Origin of the sequence: Streptomyces doebereineriae, from assembly GCF_031845645.1 — a bacterium.
Classification (GTDB): domain Bacteria; phylum Actinomycetota; class Actinomycetes; order Streptomycetales; family Streptomycetaceae; genus Streptomyces; species Streptomyces canus.
The window spans coordinates 209,203-224,795 of the sequence record NZ_JAVREZ010000003.1 but is presented as its reverse complement, the minus strand read 5'-3'; the positions used below and the strand labels follow the sequence as shown (position 1 = coordinate 224,795).

Genomic DNA, 15,593 nt, shown 5'->3' with positions numbered 1-15,593 from the left:
CGTTTCAGGCGGGCGGGGCCTCCCCGTCGCCGCCCAGCAACTCCCTGATCGCCCGCGCCGACAGCGCCGACTTGGGCAGAAAGCCGCGCGCCGGACTGCCGGCGACCAGCTCCTGGACGTCGTCCAGCGCGTGCGTGGAGATCAGGATGATGACGCAGGAGACACTGCGGGCCAGCTCCACCGCCACGTCGAACCCGCTCTCGCCACCGAGGTCGAGATCGACCAGGACGACGTCAGGGGTCAGCTCCGCGGCCCGTGCGAGAGCCTCGGTACCCGACAGTGCGACGCCGACGACAGGTATCCCGTCGCGTTCCAGCAGACTTCGCGCGGCCTCCAGGAACCGGATGCTGTCATCGACGAGAAGACAGCGCATGGACATGCGCACAGGGTCCCAACCGTCCGGGGATCGCGCTTTCCGGCTACCCGGAAAGAGTCGGGACGGATTGCTTCCCGGCACCTGGAATGTGCTCAAGTCCTGTGCCGAATACGTCAGTTCCCGCTCACCCAGCGCAGCCGGAGGTCACGGGCGGTAGCATGTGGGCTGCCCTGGGGAGGCCGTGCGAGTCCGGTCGAGTGGGGGTGTGCGATGAAAGCGCCGCTCGGAGACGTCGGAAGAGGCCGTGGGCGTCGCGCCCTGGCCGCGGGGCTGGTGGCAGCCGCGCTGCTGCTCGCCGCGTGCGGTGGCGGGGGAGGCGACAGAGGCGAGCGGACCCGCACCGACTCCACCTGCGACGGCAGGATCGACGGCACCGCGCAGGTCACCGTGTGGTTCCACGCGGGGCCGAGCGCCGAGTACAACACGCTGCGCCGCCAGGTCCAGGACTTCAACAGGGCGCAGCGGGAGGTGCGGGTCGAGGTCGTCACACTGCCCGAGCAGCGGCCGTACAACGAACTGGTGCTCTCCGCCGCGGCCAGCGGCGACCTGCCGGACCTGCTCGATTTCGACGGACCCCGGCTCTACAGCCATGCCTGGTCCGGCAGGATCAAGCCGATCGACTCCTGCCTGTCCGACGGCCTTCGGAAGGACCTGTTGCCCTCGATCCGCCAACAGGGCACCTACGCGGGCAGGTTGTACGGGATCGGCACCTTCGACTCCGGGCTCGGGCTCTATGTGCGGCCGTCGGTGCTGAAGAAGGCCGGCATCCGTGTTCCCCGGGGCACCGAGGACGCCTGGACCGCCCGCGAGTTCACGGACATCCTGCGCACCCTGCGCAAGGCGGGGTACCGGTACCCGCTCGACATGGGCCTCGCCGACGCGAAACCCGGCGAGGAGTGGAACACCTACGGCTTCGCGCCCGTGGTGTGGTCGGCGGGCGGGGATCTCATCGACCCCAGGACGTTCCGGACCGCCGACGGCTTCCTGAACGGACCCGAGTCGGTCGAGGCGCTCACCACCTTGCAGAACTGGGTGCGGGAGGGGCTCGTCGAGCCCGGCAGGAGCGAACAGGCCTTCGTCCAGGAGCGCAGTGTCATCTCCTGGACAGGCCACTGGTGGTATCCGGACTACACCAGGAAGTTCCCCGGTGACCTGGCGATCGTGCCGCTGCCCGACTTCGGCGAGGGCACCGTGACCGGAATGGGCTCCTGGCAGTGGGGCGTGACCTCGGGCGACGCCGACGGCGACGCCGTGTGGCGCTTCCTCGCCTATCTGCTGAATCCGGACCAGATCCACCGGATGAGCGTGGCCAACGGCGCGATCCCGGCCACGCACAGCGCGGTGAAGCTCTCGCCCGAGTACGCCGAGGGCGGTGCCGAGCGCCTGTTCATCGAGCAGCTGACGGACGGCGTGGCCCGGCCGAGGCCGCGCACACCCGCCTACCCGGCGATCACCGAGGCGTTCTCCCGGGCCTTCCCGAAGATCATGATCGACAGGGCTCCGGTGAAGGCCACGCTCGACGAGGCGGTCGAGGCCATCGACAAGGACCTCGCCGCCCACGACGGTTACCCGAAGGACGGACCGTGAGCCGTCGACGTGCCCGGTCGCGTGGCTCACGGGACGCATGGACGGCAGCGGAGTTCGCGGGCATGCTGATGAGGCTGGGCCACGACCGACCACGCCCTGCACGGGCGTGTGAAAGCGCCCTCCACAGAGGGGTGTTTCGCATGACGGAACCCAACGGCACCATGCACGGAAGCGTCGGTACCTGAGGCCCTGTCATGCGCCGCTCACCGCTCAGACGAAGCTCCGGGGTCCCGCACCGCGTCCCGCTGCTCGCCCGGCTGCGCGTCGGCCGGAAGCTGATGCTGCTGGTCCTGCTGCCGGTGACCGGGCTGCTCGCTTTCACCGCCTTCAGCTCCGTGGCCCAGTGGCGGGAAGCACGGACCCTGCGCGACTTCCACACCGGCACCGAGGTGTCGTTCGCGACGGCCGAGGTCACCGATGCCGTCGCAGGAGAGCGGCTCGCCGCCGTCAAGGCCCGGCTGCGCCCCGGAACGGACACGCCGGCGGAGCGGACCGGGGCCGAACGCGCCACCGACCGGGTCCTGGAGCGCGCCGTGACCCGCGCCGCCTCGTGGTCCGGATCCGACATCGCCGGCGACCTCGACGCCCTCGGCCGTCAACTGCACTCCCTGCGCGTCCAGATCACCACCGGCTCACTCACCGCCCCCGACATCGCCGAGCAGTACGGCAACGTCGAGACCACCCTGCTCCACGACGTCACCGCGCTCGAAGCCGGCCGCCCCACCCGGGCCTCGGGCCGCGCAGCCGACGCCCACATCGCGCTCCTGCGGGCCATCGAGGCCGCCGACCGGGAACAGGTGGAGGTCGCCGCCCTGCTCGCCGGTTCCGCGGGCCGACCCACCGGCGCCGGACGCTGGCCCGCGCTCGAGACGGCCCAGCTGGACGCCTTCCGGGAGAACACCTCGGCCGAACTGCGGACCCAGCTGTACGTCATCCAGTTCAGGGACCCCGGCCGAGCCGTCCGCAGGGTTCGCGACCTGCTCGCCACCGCCCGCCCGGAGACCGCCGCCTGGCCCTCGTACGAGCGCTGGCTCGCCGACTCCGGGGCCCGCATCGACTCCCTGCGCGGCATACAGGACCGGGCCGCCGGCGCACTCGACGCCACGGCCGGCCACGACCGCCGCGAGGCCGAGGTGCGCGTGGTGCGCGACCTCACCGCCTCCCTGGCCGTGCTCGCCCTCGTCACCTTCCTCGCGCTCGCGCTCAGCCGGTCGATCACCCGGCCCCTGGGCCAGGTCGCCGCGGGCGCCCGGGCACTGTCGTACGGCGATCTCTCGTACGACATCCGGTACGCGGGCCGCGACGAACTGGGTGATGTCGCCGACACCTTCCGCGAACTGCGTGTGACCACCGAGCGGCTGGCCGCCGAGATCCGCGCCATGAACACGGCGATCGACCACAACCGCCTCGAACACCGCGCCGACGAGGCCTCCTTCGAGGGCACATGGAGCCAGCTGCTGGGCGGAATGAACAGCACCATGTCCTCCTTCGCGGCGGCGCACGGGCGGCGCGAGGAGGCCGAGCAGGAACTGGCGAGCATCTTCAACCTCTCGCTGGACCTGCTCTGCATCAGCGGGACCGACGGCTACTTCAAGCGGGTCAACCCGGCCTTCGAGCGCATCCTGGGCCACCCGCGCGAGACGATCCTGTCGATGCCGTTCATCGAGTTCGTGCACGAGGAGGACCGGGACACCACCCGTGCGGCCCTCGCGCGGCTGGCCGGCGGCGTCGAGGTGGCCGAGTTCGAGAACCGCTACCTGCGCGCGGACGGCACCGAGTGCTGGCTGCAGTGGAGCGCCCGGCCGGTCCTGGAACAGGGCCTCATCTACGCCACCGCCCGCGACGTCACCGAGAGCCGCCGCACCGCCCGGGAACAGGCCGCCCTGCGCCGGGTCGCCACCCTGGTGGCCCACGGCGCCCCGCCGTCCGAGGTGTTCGCGAGGGTGGCCGAGGAGGTGGGGGACCTGCTGGACACCACCGCGGCCGTGCTGCGCCAGGAGCCCGACGGCAGCCAGACGGTCCTCGGGACCGTGCTCGGCATCCCGGAAGAACTCGAGGAGGCGACGCGCAAGGAGCGCAGCGAGGCGGGGTACGAGGCGATCGACGCGGTCACCAGGACCCGGCGCGCCGCCCACGTCGGCCACGCCGTGGGCGCGCCCATCGTCGTCGACGACCGGCTGTGGGGCTTCGTCGTCGCGGCCTCTCCCCTGGAGGTGCTGCCGGTGGGCACCGAGTCGCGGCTGGCCGACTTCACCGAACTCGTCGCCACCGCCATCGCCAACGCCGACAGCCGCGACCAGCTGACCGCCTCACGCGCGCGTGTGGTGGCCGCGGCGGACGCCTCCCGGCGGCGCATCGAGCGCGATCTGCACGACGGGGTCCAGCAGCGGCTCGTCGCCCTCCAGCTGGATCTGCGGCTCGCCGAGACCCTGGTGACCGACCGGTCCTCGGAGCTCGCCGAACAGCTGGTACATGTCGGCAAGGGGCTCGACGACGCCTTCCAGGACCTGCTCCAGGTGGCCCGGGGCATCCACCCGGCCATCCTCTCCAAAGGCGGCCTGGGTCCCGCCCTGCGCTCCCTGGCCCGCCGCTCCGCCGTCCCCGTCGAGCTCGACCTGAAGCTGCCCCCGGCCCGGCTGCCGGAACAACTGGAGGTGGCCGCCTACTACGTGACCTCCGAATGCCTCACCAACGCGGCGAAACACGCGCACGCGCGCGTGGTGGAGGTCTCGGCGGAGATCCGGGACGGCGTCCTGGAGCTGACCATCCGCGACGACGGCGCCGGCGGCGCCGAGCCGGGACGCGGTTCCGGGCTGATCGGTCTCATCGACCGGGTCGAGGCGATCGGCGGCAAGCTGGCGGTCAGCAGCCCGCCCGGCGAGGGCACGACCATGGACGTGCGGCTGCCCCTGGGCGGGCCCTCGCCGGACCGGTGACCGCCCGAGGCGCACGCCGGGGAGTTCGTCCAGGTGGGGGAACCTGAACTGGGTGACATCGCGTACGCTCCGGGCGGTCCTGTCGGACGGAAGAGGCATCCGTCCGGCTCTAGAGGCGGTGGGTTCCGCCGTTCTGTGCGGTCCGCAGGCGCTTGGCACGCACGATGTCCGGGTCCCTCGGATCCAGGACGTCGACCGTGCCGTACGTCTCGTCCGGGTACCGACGGGCGCGGACCGGCCGCCGCTGTTTCTCGATCCGTGTCCGCCGCATGTCCCGCACCCTTCGGCCGTGCGACCTTCCGTCCCTCGCCCGGGACGGCCGGTCGGACTGCATCTGCACTGGTTCGAGAATCGCCCGGACACGTCCTGATGTCGTCACGGCAGGCCTCCAATTCCGCTTCCGGCTAGCCGTAAACCCAAGGGTGGGGCAGGCTGTTGGGCGCGGGCAGCGGGCAGCGGGCGGGTCCGGGGGGAGCTCCGACCTTGGACGACGCACCGCACAGGCCTGGCGAGGGGGACCGGGGTCATGGACGACGCAGCACAGCAGCCGGCACGGGGACGGGTCGTCCTCGCCGACGACGACATCCTGCTCAGGGAGGGTCTCGCCAGCCTGTGCGAGCGCGTCGGATTCCAGGTCGCGGGCCAGGCCGGTGACGCGGTGCGGCTCCTGGAACTGGTCGACGAGGAACGCCCCGAACTGGCGATCGTCGACATAAGGATGCCTCCGGACCACTCGACCGAAGGTCTCAAGGCCGCCCGCACCATCCGTGAGCGCCACCCCGACACCGGCATCCTCGTCCTGTCCGCGTTCGTCGAGGTCGAGGAAGCGCTGGAACTGCTGGCGAGCGGGCGCAAGGTCGGCTACCTCCTCAAGAGCCGGGTCACGGTCGTCGACGAGTTCATCGAGGCCCTGGAGCGCATCCACCGGGGCGGCTCGGTGGTCGACCCCTCCCTGGTGCAGGAGCTGTTCTCCGCCCAACGCCGCGACGACCCGCTCGCCCGTCTCAGCGCCCGCGAGCGCGAGGTCCTCGCCCTGATGGCCGAGGGCCGCTCCAACGCCGGCATCGGCCGCCGCCTGTGGGTCACCGAGGGCACCGTCGAGAAACACGTCCGCAGCATCCTCGGCAAACTCGCCCTCACGGAGGACACCGACGACCACCGCCGGGTGCTGGCCGTGCTGACATTCCTGGAGTCCCGCTAGTCTTCTGAGTCAGGAATTCTGTTCAGATGTGTAGGCTTGCTGGGTGGCACGGACTGGGCGGCCGAAGGCCGAGTTGACGCTGTCGGATGAAGAACGGGCTGCGCTGGAGGGATGGGTGCGGCGCCGTTCGACGCCGCAAGCATGGGCCTTGCGGTGCCGGATCATCCTGGCCTGTGCCACCGGCGCGTCGAACAAGGACGTTGCTGCTCAGCTCGGTTCGACAGCGCATGCGGTGGGGCGGTGGCGGTTGCGGTTCGTCGAGCACCGGATCGCCGGGCTGGGTGACATGCCCCGTTCGGGCGGCCCCAGGACGGTCACTGATGATCAGGTCGAAGCGGTGGTCAAAAGGACGCTGGAGACCACGCCGAGGAACGCCACGCACTGGTCGACGAGGGCGATGGCCAAGGAGTTGGGGCTCTCGCAGTCGACCGTGTCGCGGATCTGGCGGGCGTTCGGCCTGCAGCCGCACCGCTCGGAGACGTTCAAGCTGTCGACGGACCCGTACTTCGTCGACAAGGTCCACGACGTGGTCGGTTTGTATCTGGATCCGCCCGAGCGGGCGCTGGTGTTCTGCGTGGACGAGAAGTCGCAGATCCAGGCCCTGGATCGCTCTCAGCCGGTGCTGCCGATGATGCCCGGAGTTCCCCAGCGCATCACCCACGACTACGTCCGAGCGGGCACCACCACGCTGTTCGCCGCGCTGGAGGTGGCCACCGGCAACGTGATCGGCTCCCTTCACCGCCGGCACCGCGCCGAGGAGTTCAAGAAGTTCCTGATCAAGCTCGACCAGGAGATCCCGGCAGGGTTGGACGTCCATCTGGTGCTGGACAACTACGCCACCCACAAGACCCCGGCGATCAAGACGTGGCTGCTGGCCCACCCCCGCTTCCACCTGCACTTCACCCCGACCGGGTCGTCCTGGCTCAACCTGGTCGAGCGATGGTTCGCCGAGCTGACGAACAAGCAGATACGACGAGGCGTCCACAAGACAGTCCAGGCGCTGGAGAAGGACATCCGGGCCTGGATCGCCGCATGGAACACCGACCCCAAGCCCTACGTCTGGACGAAGACCGCAGACGAGATCCTCGAACGCCTCGCCAGCTATCTGAACAGAATTCCTGACTCAGAAGACTAGGACCTGTCCGGCGGACAGCCCCGGCCGCCTCCGTCGGGTTCCGCACAAGATCCGCCCGACAGACCTTGGCCGTTGTCCACAGGCTCGCCGGACTGTCAGCCCTCGCCAGTAGGGTGTGAGACATGGCCGACCCCTCCAGCTACCGCCCCAAACCCGGGGAGATCCCGGACTCTCCCGGGGTGTACAGGTTCCGCGACGAGCACCGCCGGGTGATCTACGTCGGAAAGGCGAAAAGCCTGCGTCAGCGCCTGGCGAACTACTTCCAGGACCTGGCGAGCCTGCACCCCCGCACCCGCACGATGGTGACCACGGCCGCGTCCGTGGAGTGGACGGTGGTGTCCACGGAGGTCGAGGCCCTCCAGCTGGAGTACTCCTGGATCAAGGAGTTCGACCCCCGGTTCAACGTCAAGTACCGCGACGACAAGAGCTACCCCTACCTCGCGGTGACGATGAACGAGGAATTCCCGCGCGTGCAGGTGATGCGCGGCCAGAAACGCAAGGGCGTCAGGTACTTCGGGCCGTACGGGCACGCGTGGGCGATCCGCGACACCGTCGACCTCCTCCTGCGCGTCTTCCCGGTCCGCACCTGCTCCGCCGGCGTCTTCAAGAACGCCGCCCGCACCGGCCGCCCCTGCCTCCTCGGGTACATCGGCAAGTGCTCGGCGCCCTGCGTCGACCGCGTCTCCGCCGACGAACACCGCGACCTGGCCGAGGACTTCTGCGACTTCATGGCCGGCCGCACCGGCACCTACATCCGCCGTCTCGAGCAGCAGATGACGGACGCGGCCGAGGAGATGGAGTACGAGCGGGCGGCCCGCCTGCGCGACGACATCGGGGCCCTGAAGAAGGCCATGGAGAAGAGCGCGGTCGTGCTCGCCGACGCGACCGACGCCGACCTGATCGCGGTCGCCGAGGACGAGCTGGAGGCCGCCGTCCAGATCTTCCACGTGCGCGGCGGACGCGTCCGGGGCCAGCGCGGCTGGGTCACCGACAAGGTCGAGGAGATCACCACCGGCGCCCTCGTCGAGCACGCCCTCCAGCAGCTCTACGGCGAGGAGAAGGGGGACTCCGTCCCCAAGGAGGTCCTCGTCCCGGCCCTGCCCGACCCGGTCGAGCCGGTCCAGGAATGGCTGACCGAGCGCCGCGGCTCGGGAGTCTCCCTGCGCATCCCGCAGCGCGGCGACAAGAAGGCCCTCATGGAGACCGTGCAGCGCAACGCCCAGCAGGCACTCGTCCTCCACAAGACCAAGCGCGCCTCCGACCTGACCACGCGCTCGCGTGCCCTGGAGGAGATCGCCGAGGCCCTCGACCTGGACAGCGCGCCGCTGCGGATCGAGTGCTACGACATCTCCCACCTCCAGGGCGACGACGTGGTCGCGTCCATGGTCGTCTTCGAGGACGGACTCCAGCGCAAGAGCGAGTACCGCCGCTTCCAGATCAAGGGCTTCGCCGGCCAGGACGACGTCCGGTCCATGCACGAGGTGATCTCCCGCCGGTTCCGGCGCTACCTCGCCGAGAAGGAGAAGACGGGCGAGTGGGTGGACGACCTTCCCGAGGAGGGCACCCCCGAGAACGGCCTCAAGGACGACGACGGCCGCCCGAAGAAGTTCGCGTACCCGCCCCAGCTCGTCGTCGTCGACGGCGGACAGCCCCAGGTCGCCGCCGCCAAGAAGGCCCTGGACGAGCTCGGCATCGACGACATCGCCGTCTGCGGCCTCGCCAAGCGCCTGGAGGAGGTCTGGCTGCCGGGCGATGACGATCCGGTCGTGCTGCCCCGCACCAGCGAAGGCCTGTACCTTCTGCAGCGGGTCCGTGACGAGGCCCACCGCTTCGCGATCACCTACCAGCGCACCAAGCGGGCCCAGCGCTTCCGGTCGAGCCCGCTCGACGACGTCCCCGGCCTTGGGGACACGCGCAAGCAGACCCTGCTGAAACATTTCGGGTCCTTGAAGAAACTACGATCCGCCACCATCGACCAGATCTGCGAGGTCCCCGGCATAGGCCGCAAGACGGCCGAGACGATCGCCGTGGCCCTCGCCCAGGCGGCCCCGGCCGCGCCCGCCGTGAACACGGCGACTGGAGAGATCATGGATGAGGAGGAACCCGGCACCACGGGTTCCGGTGGGGAACCCGTGACGGCGGGTGCCCCGGACGAACGACGGGGGCAGGAGACATGAATGTGAACGAGCACGAAGAACAACAGGACCAGGGCGGAGAAGACGCACAGGTGAGTACGGGCGCACCCGCCGACGCTGCCGGAGTCCCGGAGGCGGCCATCCCCGAGCTGGTGATCATCTCCGGGATGTCCGGCGCCGGGCGCTCGACCGCCGCGAAGTGTCTGGAGGACCTCGGCTGGTTCGTCGTCGACAACCTCCCGCCCGCGCTGATCCCCACCATGGTGGAGCTCGGCGCCCGCTCCCAGGGCAATGTCGCGCGGATCGCCGTGGTCGTCGACGTCCGCGGCCGCCGCTTCTTCGACAACCTCCGCGAGTCCCTCGCCGACCTGGCGTCCAAGCACGTCACCCGGCGGATCGTCTTCCTGGAGTCCTCCGACGAGGCCCTGGTGCGCCGCTTCGAGTCCGTGCGCCGCCCGCACCCCCTCCAGGGCGACGGCCGCATCGTCGACGGCATCGACGCCGAGCGCGAGCTCCTGCGCGAGTTGCGCGGCGACGCCGACCTGGTCATCGACACCTCCAGCCTCAACGTGCACGAGCTGCGCGCCAAGATGGACGCCCAGTTCGCCGGCGAGGAGGAGCCCGAGCTCAGGGCCACCGTCATGTCCTTCGGCTTCAAGTACGGCCTCCCGGTCGACGCCGACCTGGTCGCGGACATGCGGTTCCTGCCCAACCCGCACTGGGTCCCGGAGCTGCGCCCCTTCACCGGCCTCAACGAGGAGGTGTCGGCGTACGTCTTCAACCAGCCCGGCGCCAAGGAGTTCCTCGACCGCTACGCCGAGCTGCTGCGCCTCATCGCGGCCGGCTACCGCCGCGAGGGCAAGCGGTACGTGACCATCGCCATCGGCTGCACCGGCGGCAAGCACCGCTCGGTCGCCACGTCGGAGAAGCTCGCCGCGCGCCTCGCGGCCGAGGGTGTGGAGACGGTGGTCGTACACCGGGACATGGGACGGGAATGACCGCACGTAGTCCGCGGCTGAGCAGGCTGCGCAGGGTCGTCCCCGAAGCGCGCGCGACCCGGCCCGTCGAGGCCCGGGGTGCGAGACCCCGCCGGCGCGGCGCCCAGCCCAAGGTGGTCGCGCTCGGCGGTGGCATGGGCCTGTCCGCCTCGCTCGCCGCACTGCGCCGGATCACCGGCGACCTCACCGCCGTCGTCACCGTGGCCGACGACGGCGGCTCCAGCGGGCGCCTGCGTGACGAGCTGGGCGTCCTGCCCCCCGGCGACCTGCGCAAGGCGCTGGCCGCGCTGTGCGGCGACGACGACTGGGGCCAGACCTGGGCCCGGGTCATCCAGCACCGCTTCCAGTCCAAGGGCGACCTGCACGAACACGCGGTCGGCAACCTGCTCATCGTCGCCCTGTGGGAGCAGCTCGGCGACCATGTCCAGGCCCTCGACCTGGTCGGCAGACTCCTCGGCGCGCACGGGCGCGTGCTGCCCATGTCCGCCGTACCCCTGGAGCTCCAGGCCCTGGTCAAGGGGCACGACCCGGACCGGCCCGAGGACGTGGAGACCGTACGCGGACAGGCGACCGTGGCTCTGACCCCGGGTGAGGTGCAGTCGGTGCACGTCGTGCCGCACGACCCGCCCGCCGTCCCCGAGGCGGTGGAGGCGGTCCGGGACGCGGACTGGGTGGTCCTCGGGCCCGGCTCGTGGTTCTCCTCGGTCATCCCGCATCTGCTGGTGCCCGAACTTTTGGACGCCCTCACCCAGACGAAGGCGCGCCGGGTACTCTCCCTGAACCTCGCACCGCAGCCGGGAGAAACCGATGGCTTCTCACCGCAGCGTCATTTGGAGGTTTTGGGACGACACGCCCCTAAACTCGCCCTGGACGTGGTGCTGGCCGACCAGGCCGCCGTGCCCGACCGCGATTCCCTGACCGACGCCGCCAAGCGGTTCGGCGCCGCGGTCGAGCTGGCGCCGGTGGCCCGGCCCGACGGGACCCCGAGGCACGACCCGGAGCTGTTGGCCGCCGCGTACGACCGTATTTTTCGGATGCATGGAAGGATCGGCCCATGGCGATGACGGCAGCGGTGAAGGACGAGATCTCCCGGCTTCCCGTCACCCGGACCTGCTGCAGAAAGGCGGAGGTCTCCGCCATTCTGCGGTTCGCCGGCGGCCTCCACCTGGTGAGCGGGCGCATTGTGATCGAGGCGGAGCTGGACACCGCGATGGCGGCCCGCCGGCTCAAGCGGGACATCCTGGAGATCTTCGGCCACAGCTCCGAACTGATCGTGATGGCACCGGGCGGACTGCGCCGCGGTTCGCGTTACGTCGTCCGGGTCGTCGCCGGCGGTGACCAGCTGGCCCGCCAGACGGGCCTGGTCGACGGCCGGGGCCGGCCGATCCGGGGGCTGCCGCCGCAGGTGGTCTCGGGGGCCACCTGCGACGCCGAGGCCGCTTGGCGCGGTGCCTTCCTGGCGCACGGCTCGCTCACCGAGCCCGGCCGCTCCTCCTCCCTGGAGGTGACCTGCCCGGGCCCCGAGGCCGCGCTCGCCCTGGTCGGCGCCGCCCGCCGCCTCTCGATCGCCGCCAAGGCCCGCGAGGTCCGCGGAGTGGATCGCGTGGTCGTCCGGGACGGTGACGCGATCGGTGCCCTGCTCACCCGGCTGGGCGCCCACGAGTCGGTGCTCGCCTGGGAGGAGCGCCGGATGCGCCGCGAGGTGCGGGCCACGGCGAACCGGCTCGCCAACTTCGACGACGCCAACCTCCGCCGCTCCGCGCGCGCGGCCGTGGCGGCCGGTGCCCGGGTCCAGCGGGCCCTGGAGATCCTCGCCGACGACGTGCCCGAGCACCTCGCCGCCGCCGGGCGGCTGCGCATGGACCACAAGCAGGCCTCCCTGGAGGAGCTGGGCGCGCTCGCGGACCCGCCGCTGACCAAGGACGCCGTGGCCGGCCGTATCCGCCGCCTGCTGGCGATGGCCGACAAGCGGGCCCAGGACCTCGGTATCCCGGGCACGGAGTCCAGCATCACCGAGGAGATGGCCGACAACCTGGTCGGCTGACCGTCACTCACCACGCCGGTGCCGACGCCCACTTGGGACGTCGGCACCGGCGTTTGCGTATTCGCGAGGCGCCCTTGACTGGATCATCAACTGTCATGAGCCTGGCATCTGTTCGCTGCTGTGGCGGACCACCGCAAGGGGGGCTCATGAGACGAAGAGCGAGACCGATCCTCGCCGTTGGCGCGCTCCTGCTCGGCGGCGCGGGCCTCGCGCCCGTCGCCCAGGCCGCGCAGAGCGCCAGTTCTCCTGATCCGAACGAAGTCAAGGTCTTCCGCGCCGAGGTGACCAGCGGGCAGGTACCCCTGCTGCTGGCGGCCGGGCAGGACGGCCACGAACTGAGCGAGCAGGTGCCCGCCAAGGGCACCGCGACCGTCGAGGTCTACCTCACCGACCAGGAGGCCCAGAAGCTCGAAGGGCAGGGCGTCGAGCTCACCGAGCACACCCTGACCGCCAAGGCCGAGGCCCGCGTGGACAAGGCCGCCGAGGGTGTTTTCCGGCCGTACAGCGGAAGCGGCGGCCTCCAGGAGGAGATCCTCGCGACCGCCCGGGCCAACCCCGGCCTCACCAAGGTCGTCTCCATCGGCAAGACCGTGAACGGCAAGGACATCCTCGCGCTCAAACTGACCAAGAACGCGAAGAAGTCCAAGGACGGCGCCAAACCCTCCGTCCTCTACATGTCCAACCAGCACGCGCGCGAGTGGATCACGCCGGAGATGACCCGCCGGCTGCTCCACCACTACGTCGACAACTACAAGAGCGACAAGCGCGTCAAGAAGATCGTCGACTCCACCGAGCTGTGGTTCGTCCTGTCGGCCAACCCCGACGGCTACGACTACACCTTCCAGAGCGACGACAACCGCCTATGGCGCAAGAACCTGCACGACAACAACGGCGACGGCACCGTCGGCGTAGGCGACGGCGTCGACCTCAACCGCAACTTCTCCTACAAGTGGGGCTACGACAACGAGGGTTCGTCCCCCAACCCCACCAGTGAGACCTACCGCGGCACGTCCCCCTCCTCGGAGCCCGAGACCAAGGCGCTGGACGCCTTCGAGAAGCGGATCGGCTTCACGTACGGGATCAACTACCACTCCGCCGCCGAACTCCTCCTCTACGGCGTCGGCTGGCAGGTGGCCACCGACACGCCCGACGACATCATGTACAAGGCGCTCGCCGGCACCCCGGACAACTCCGCGATCCCCGGCTACCGTCCGCAGGTCTCCTCGGAGCTGTACACCACCAACGGCGAGGCGGACGGCCACGCGTCGAACGTCAACGGCCTGGCGATGTACACCCCCGAGATGTCGACCTGCCAGACCGCCTCGGACCTCGACCCGAACGACCAGTGGAACGCGGCGGACTGCCAGTCGGTCTTCAACTTCCCGGACGACGAGAAGCTCATCCAGCAGGAGTTCGAGAAGAACATCCCGTTCGCGCTCTCCGTCGCCGAGTCCGCGGCCACGCCCGACCAGCCGAAGTCCTCGCTCGGTCTGAAGGCCCCCGACTTCACCCCGAAGCCGTTCACCACGTCCTACTCGCGCGGTGCGGACCAGGAGGTCTCCGTCGTCGTACGCAGGTCCGTGCGCGACAAGGAGCTCAAGTACCGCGTCAACGGCGGCCGTACGAAGGACACGGCGCTCAAGGCCTGGAAGGGCGGCGAGACGTACGGCGGTGAGGACAACCTCTACTTCGACGAGTACCGCGCCAAGGTCGCCGACGGCAATCCGGGCGACAGGGTCGAGGTCTGGTTCACCGGCCGGACGAAGAGCGGAAAGACCGGCTCCAGCGCGCACTTCACCTACACGGTGGCCGAGCGGCCGCGCGCGGACGTGCTCGTGGTCGCCGAGGAGGGCGCGACCGCCACACAGGCGCAGACCTACGTGGACGCCCTCAAGGCGGCCGGCCGCCGGGCGATCGTCTGGAACGTCGCCACGCAGGGCGCGCCCGACGCGCTCGGCGTGCTGGACCACTTCAGGACCGTCGTCCACTACACGGGCGCGGCCGTCCCGGGCAACCCCACCCAGCTCCAGTTGCGCGCCTTCCTGAACGAGGGCGGCAAGCTGGTCGAGGCAGGCGAGCGGGCCGGCGGCAACGTCGACCTGGGCGGCGGCACCCTGTCGAACGACTTCAGCCAGTACTACCTGGGCGCCTACACCCGTACGACCCTACCGGGCGCCACGGCCTTCCAGGGCACCGGCAAACTGACCGGAGCCGGCGCGGGCCTCGGGGCCGCACCCGGCAACCCGCTGGACGCGGCCGGATCCTTCAGCGTCACCTCGGACAACCTGCCCGCGGCGACCTTCCCGCAGTTCGCGAGCGCCGGAGCGGGCACGTACCCCGGCACGCCCAACCCGTACGGACCGTACGAGGGCACCTCCATGGCGGCCGTCACGCACAGCGACTACGCCTGGAACCGCCTCACCCGCACCATCGACCTCACCCAGGTGACCGCCGCGCAGGCGCCCACGCTGCGCACCCGGATGCTGTGGGACACCGAGGAGGGCTACGACCACGCCGTCCTGGAGGCGCACACCGCCGGGGCGGACGACTGGACCACGCTCCCGGAGAAGAACGGTGCGACCACCAATGCCGTGCCCGCCGAGTGCGAGGCCGGGTTCTTCATCGCGGCCCACCCCGCGCTCAAGCGGTATCTGACGCAGGGCGCCGACGGCTGCACGGCCTCCGGCACCAGCGGCCAGTGGAACAGCCTCACCGGGGCCTCGGCCGGCTGGCAGGAGGTCTCCTTCGACCTCTCCGCGTACGCGGGCAAGAAGGTCGAGGTGTCCTTCAGCTACATCACCGACCCCGGATCCGGCGGTCGCGGCGTCCTCGTCGACAACACCTCGGTCGTCGCCGGCGGCCAGGCCGTGGAGACGGAGGGCTTCGAGACCTCGCTCGGCGCGTGGAGCGTGCCCGGCCCGCCCGCGGGCAGTCCCGCGGTCGTGAAGGACTGGGGGCGCGCCGGAGAGCTGTTCAAGACCTACGGAGCGGTCACCACGGACGACACCGTGCTGCTGGGCTTCGGCCTGGAGCACGTCACCGCGGCGGCCGACCGCAAGGCCGTTCTCGCCAAGGCACTCGCGGCCATCGGCGGGTGAACCCCGGGTGACTCGATGTAGTCATTTCGGGTGACCGGAGATCTCGGTCCAGGGCGGTCCGTACCCCTACTGGCGGGTACGGA

The 15,593-nt window shown here is 70.6% G+C and carries 11 protein-coding genes; 9 read left to right on the top strand and 2 right to left on the bottom strand.

Annotated features, from left to right (window positions below; all coding sequences use genetic code 11):
* Nucleotides 1-4 precede the first annotated feature (4 nt).
* The gene (locus RNB18_RS10575) at nt 5-379 is read right to left on the bottom strand and encodes a response regulator (RefSeq protein WP_311713860.1); all 375 of its coding nucleotides are present in this window, start codon (nt 377-379) and stop codon (nt 5-7) included.
* Nucleotides 380-586: 207 nt separating this feature from the next.
* Here RNB18_RS10575 and RNB18_RS10570 point away from each other — a divergent pair, with 207 nt between their 5' ends.
* Together RNB18_RS10570 and RNB18_RS10565 are read left to right on the top strand one after the other, a co-directional pair.
* The gene (locus RNB18_RS10570) at nt 587-1,963 is read left to right on the top strand and encodes an ABC transporter substrate-binding protein (RefSeq protein WP_311713859.1); all 1,377 of its coding nucleotides are present in this window, start codon (nt 587-589) and stop codon (nt 1,961-1,963) included.
* Nucleotides 1,964-2,157: 194 nt separating this feature from the next.
* Nucleotides 2,158-4,899 carry a PAS domain S-box protein gene (locus tag RNB18_RS10565; RefSeq protein WP_311713858.1) on the top strand — a complete coding sequence of 914 codons (2,742 nt, stop codon included), beginning with the start codon at nt 2,158-2,160 and terminating at the stop codon, nt 4,897-4,899.
* Nucleotides 4,900-5,008: 109 nt separating this feature from the next.
* On the opposite strand, the gene RNB18_RS10560 is transcribed toward RNB18_RS10565, so the two are convergent.
* Nucleotides 5,009-5,170 carry a hypothetical protein gene (locus tag RNB18_RS10560; RefSeq protein WP_311713857.1) on the bottom strand — a complete coding sequence of 54 codons (162 nt, stop codon included), beginning with the start codon at nt 5,168-5,170 and terminating at the stop codon, nt 5,009-5,011.
* A 255-nt stretch (nt 5,171-5,425) separates the two neighbouring features.
* Between RNB18_RS10560 and RNB18_RS10555 the strand changes: the two genes are divergently transcribed.
* The 7 genes from RNB18_RS10555 to RNB18_RS10525 all read left to right on the top strand — a co-directional run bounded on the left by RNB18_RS10555 (nt 5,426) and on the right by RNB18_RS10525 (nt 15,510).
* Nucleotides 5,426-6,100: a response regulator transcription factor gene (locus tag RNB18_RS10555; protein ID WP_311713856.1), complete on the top strand. Its 675-nt coding sequence runs from the start codon at nt 5,426-5,428 to the stop codon at nt 6,098-6,100.
* 43 nt (nt 6,101-6,143) lie between these two features.
* Nucleotides 6,144-7,235 carry an IS630 family transposase gene (locus tag RNB18_RS10550; RefSeq protein WP_311713855.1) on the top strand — a complete coding sequence of 364 codons (1,092 nt, stop codon included), beginning with the start codon at nt 6,144-6,146 and terminating at the stop codon, nt 7,233-7,235.
* Between the two features lie 122 nt (nt 7,236-7,357).
* The gene (gene uvrC / locus RNB18_RS10545) at nt 7,358-9,412 is read left to right on the top strand and encodes an excinuclease ABC subunit UvrC (RefSeq protein WP_311713854.1); all 2,055 of its coding nucleotides are present in this window, start codon (nt 7,358-7,360) and stop codon (nt 9,410-9,412) included.
* The gene (rapZ, locus tag RNB18_RS10540) at nt 9,409-10,368 is read left to right on the top strand and encodes an RNase adapter RapZ (protein ID WP_280856866.1); all 960 of its coding nucleotides are present in this window, start codon (nt 9,409-9,411) and stop codon (nt 10,366-10,368) included. Before uvrC ends, rapZ begins: the two co-directional genes overlap by 4 nt.
* Nucleotides 10,365-11,432, top strand: coding sequence for a gluconeogenesis factor YvcK family protein (locus RNB18_RS10535; RefSeq protein ID WP_311713853.1), 1,068 nt, complete (start codon nt 10,365-10,367; stop codon nt 11,430-11,432). Before rapZ ends, RNB18_RS10535 begins: the two co-directional genes overlap by 4 nt.
* Nucleotides 11,423-12,412, top strand: a complete 990-nt coding sequence (gene whiA / locus RNB18_RS10530) for a DNA-binding protein WhiA (protein ID WP_030039584.1) — start codon at nt 11,423-11,425, stop codon at nt 12,410-12,412. Before RNB18_RS10535 ends, whiA begins: the two co-directional genes overlap by 10 nt.
* Nucleotides 12,413-12,558: 146 nt before the next feature.
* The gene (locus tag RNB18_RS10525) at nt 12,559-15,510 is read left to right on the top strand and encodes a M14 family metallopeptidase (protein WP_311713852.1); all 2,952 of its coding nucleotides are present in this window, start codon (nt 12,559-12,561) and stop codon (nt 15,508-15,510) included.
* Nucleotides 15,511-15,593: the final 83 nt, after the last annotated feature.

Coding starts and splice junctions, on each gene's coding strand:
- RNB18_RS10575 (WP_311713860.1), bottom strand. CDS start 379: ATGTCCATGCGCTGTCTTCTCGTCGATGACAGCATCCGGTTCCTGGAG.
- RNB18_RS10570 (WP_311713859.1), top strand. CDS start 587: ATGAAAGCGCCGCTCGGAGACGTCGGAAGAGGCCGTGGGCGTCGCGCC.
- RNB18_RS10565 (WP_311713858.1), top strand. CDS start 2,158: ATGCGCCGCTCACCGCTCAGACGAAGCTCCGGGGTCCCGCACCGCGTC.
- RNB18_RS10560 (WP_311713857.1), bottom strand. CDS start 5,170: ATGCGGCGGACACGGATCGAGAAACAGCGGCGGCCGGTCCGCGCCCGT.
- RNB18_RS10555 (WP_311713856.1), top strand. CDS start 5,426: ATGGACGACGCAGCACAGCAGCCGGCACGGGGACGGGTCGTCCTCGCC.
- uvrC (WP_311713854.1), top strand. CDS start 7,358: ATGGCCGACCCCTCCAGCTACCGCCCCAAACCCGGGGAGATCCCGGAC.
- rapZ (WP_280856866.1), top strand. CDS start 9,409: ATGAATGTGAACGAGCACGAAGAACAACAGGACCAGGGCGGAGAAGAC.
- RNB18_RS10535 (WP_311713853.1), top strand. CDS start 10,365: ATGACCGCACGTAGTCCGCGGCTGAGCAGGCTGCGCAGGGTCGTCCCC.
- whiA (WP_030039584.1), top strand. CDS start 11,423: ATGGCGATGACGGCAGCGGTGAAGGACGAGATCTCCCGGCTTCCCGTC.
- RNB18_RS10525 (WP_311713852.1), top strand. CDS start 12,559: ATGAGACGAAGAGCGAGACCGATCCTCGCCGTTGGCGCGCTCCTGCTC.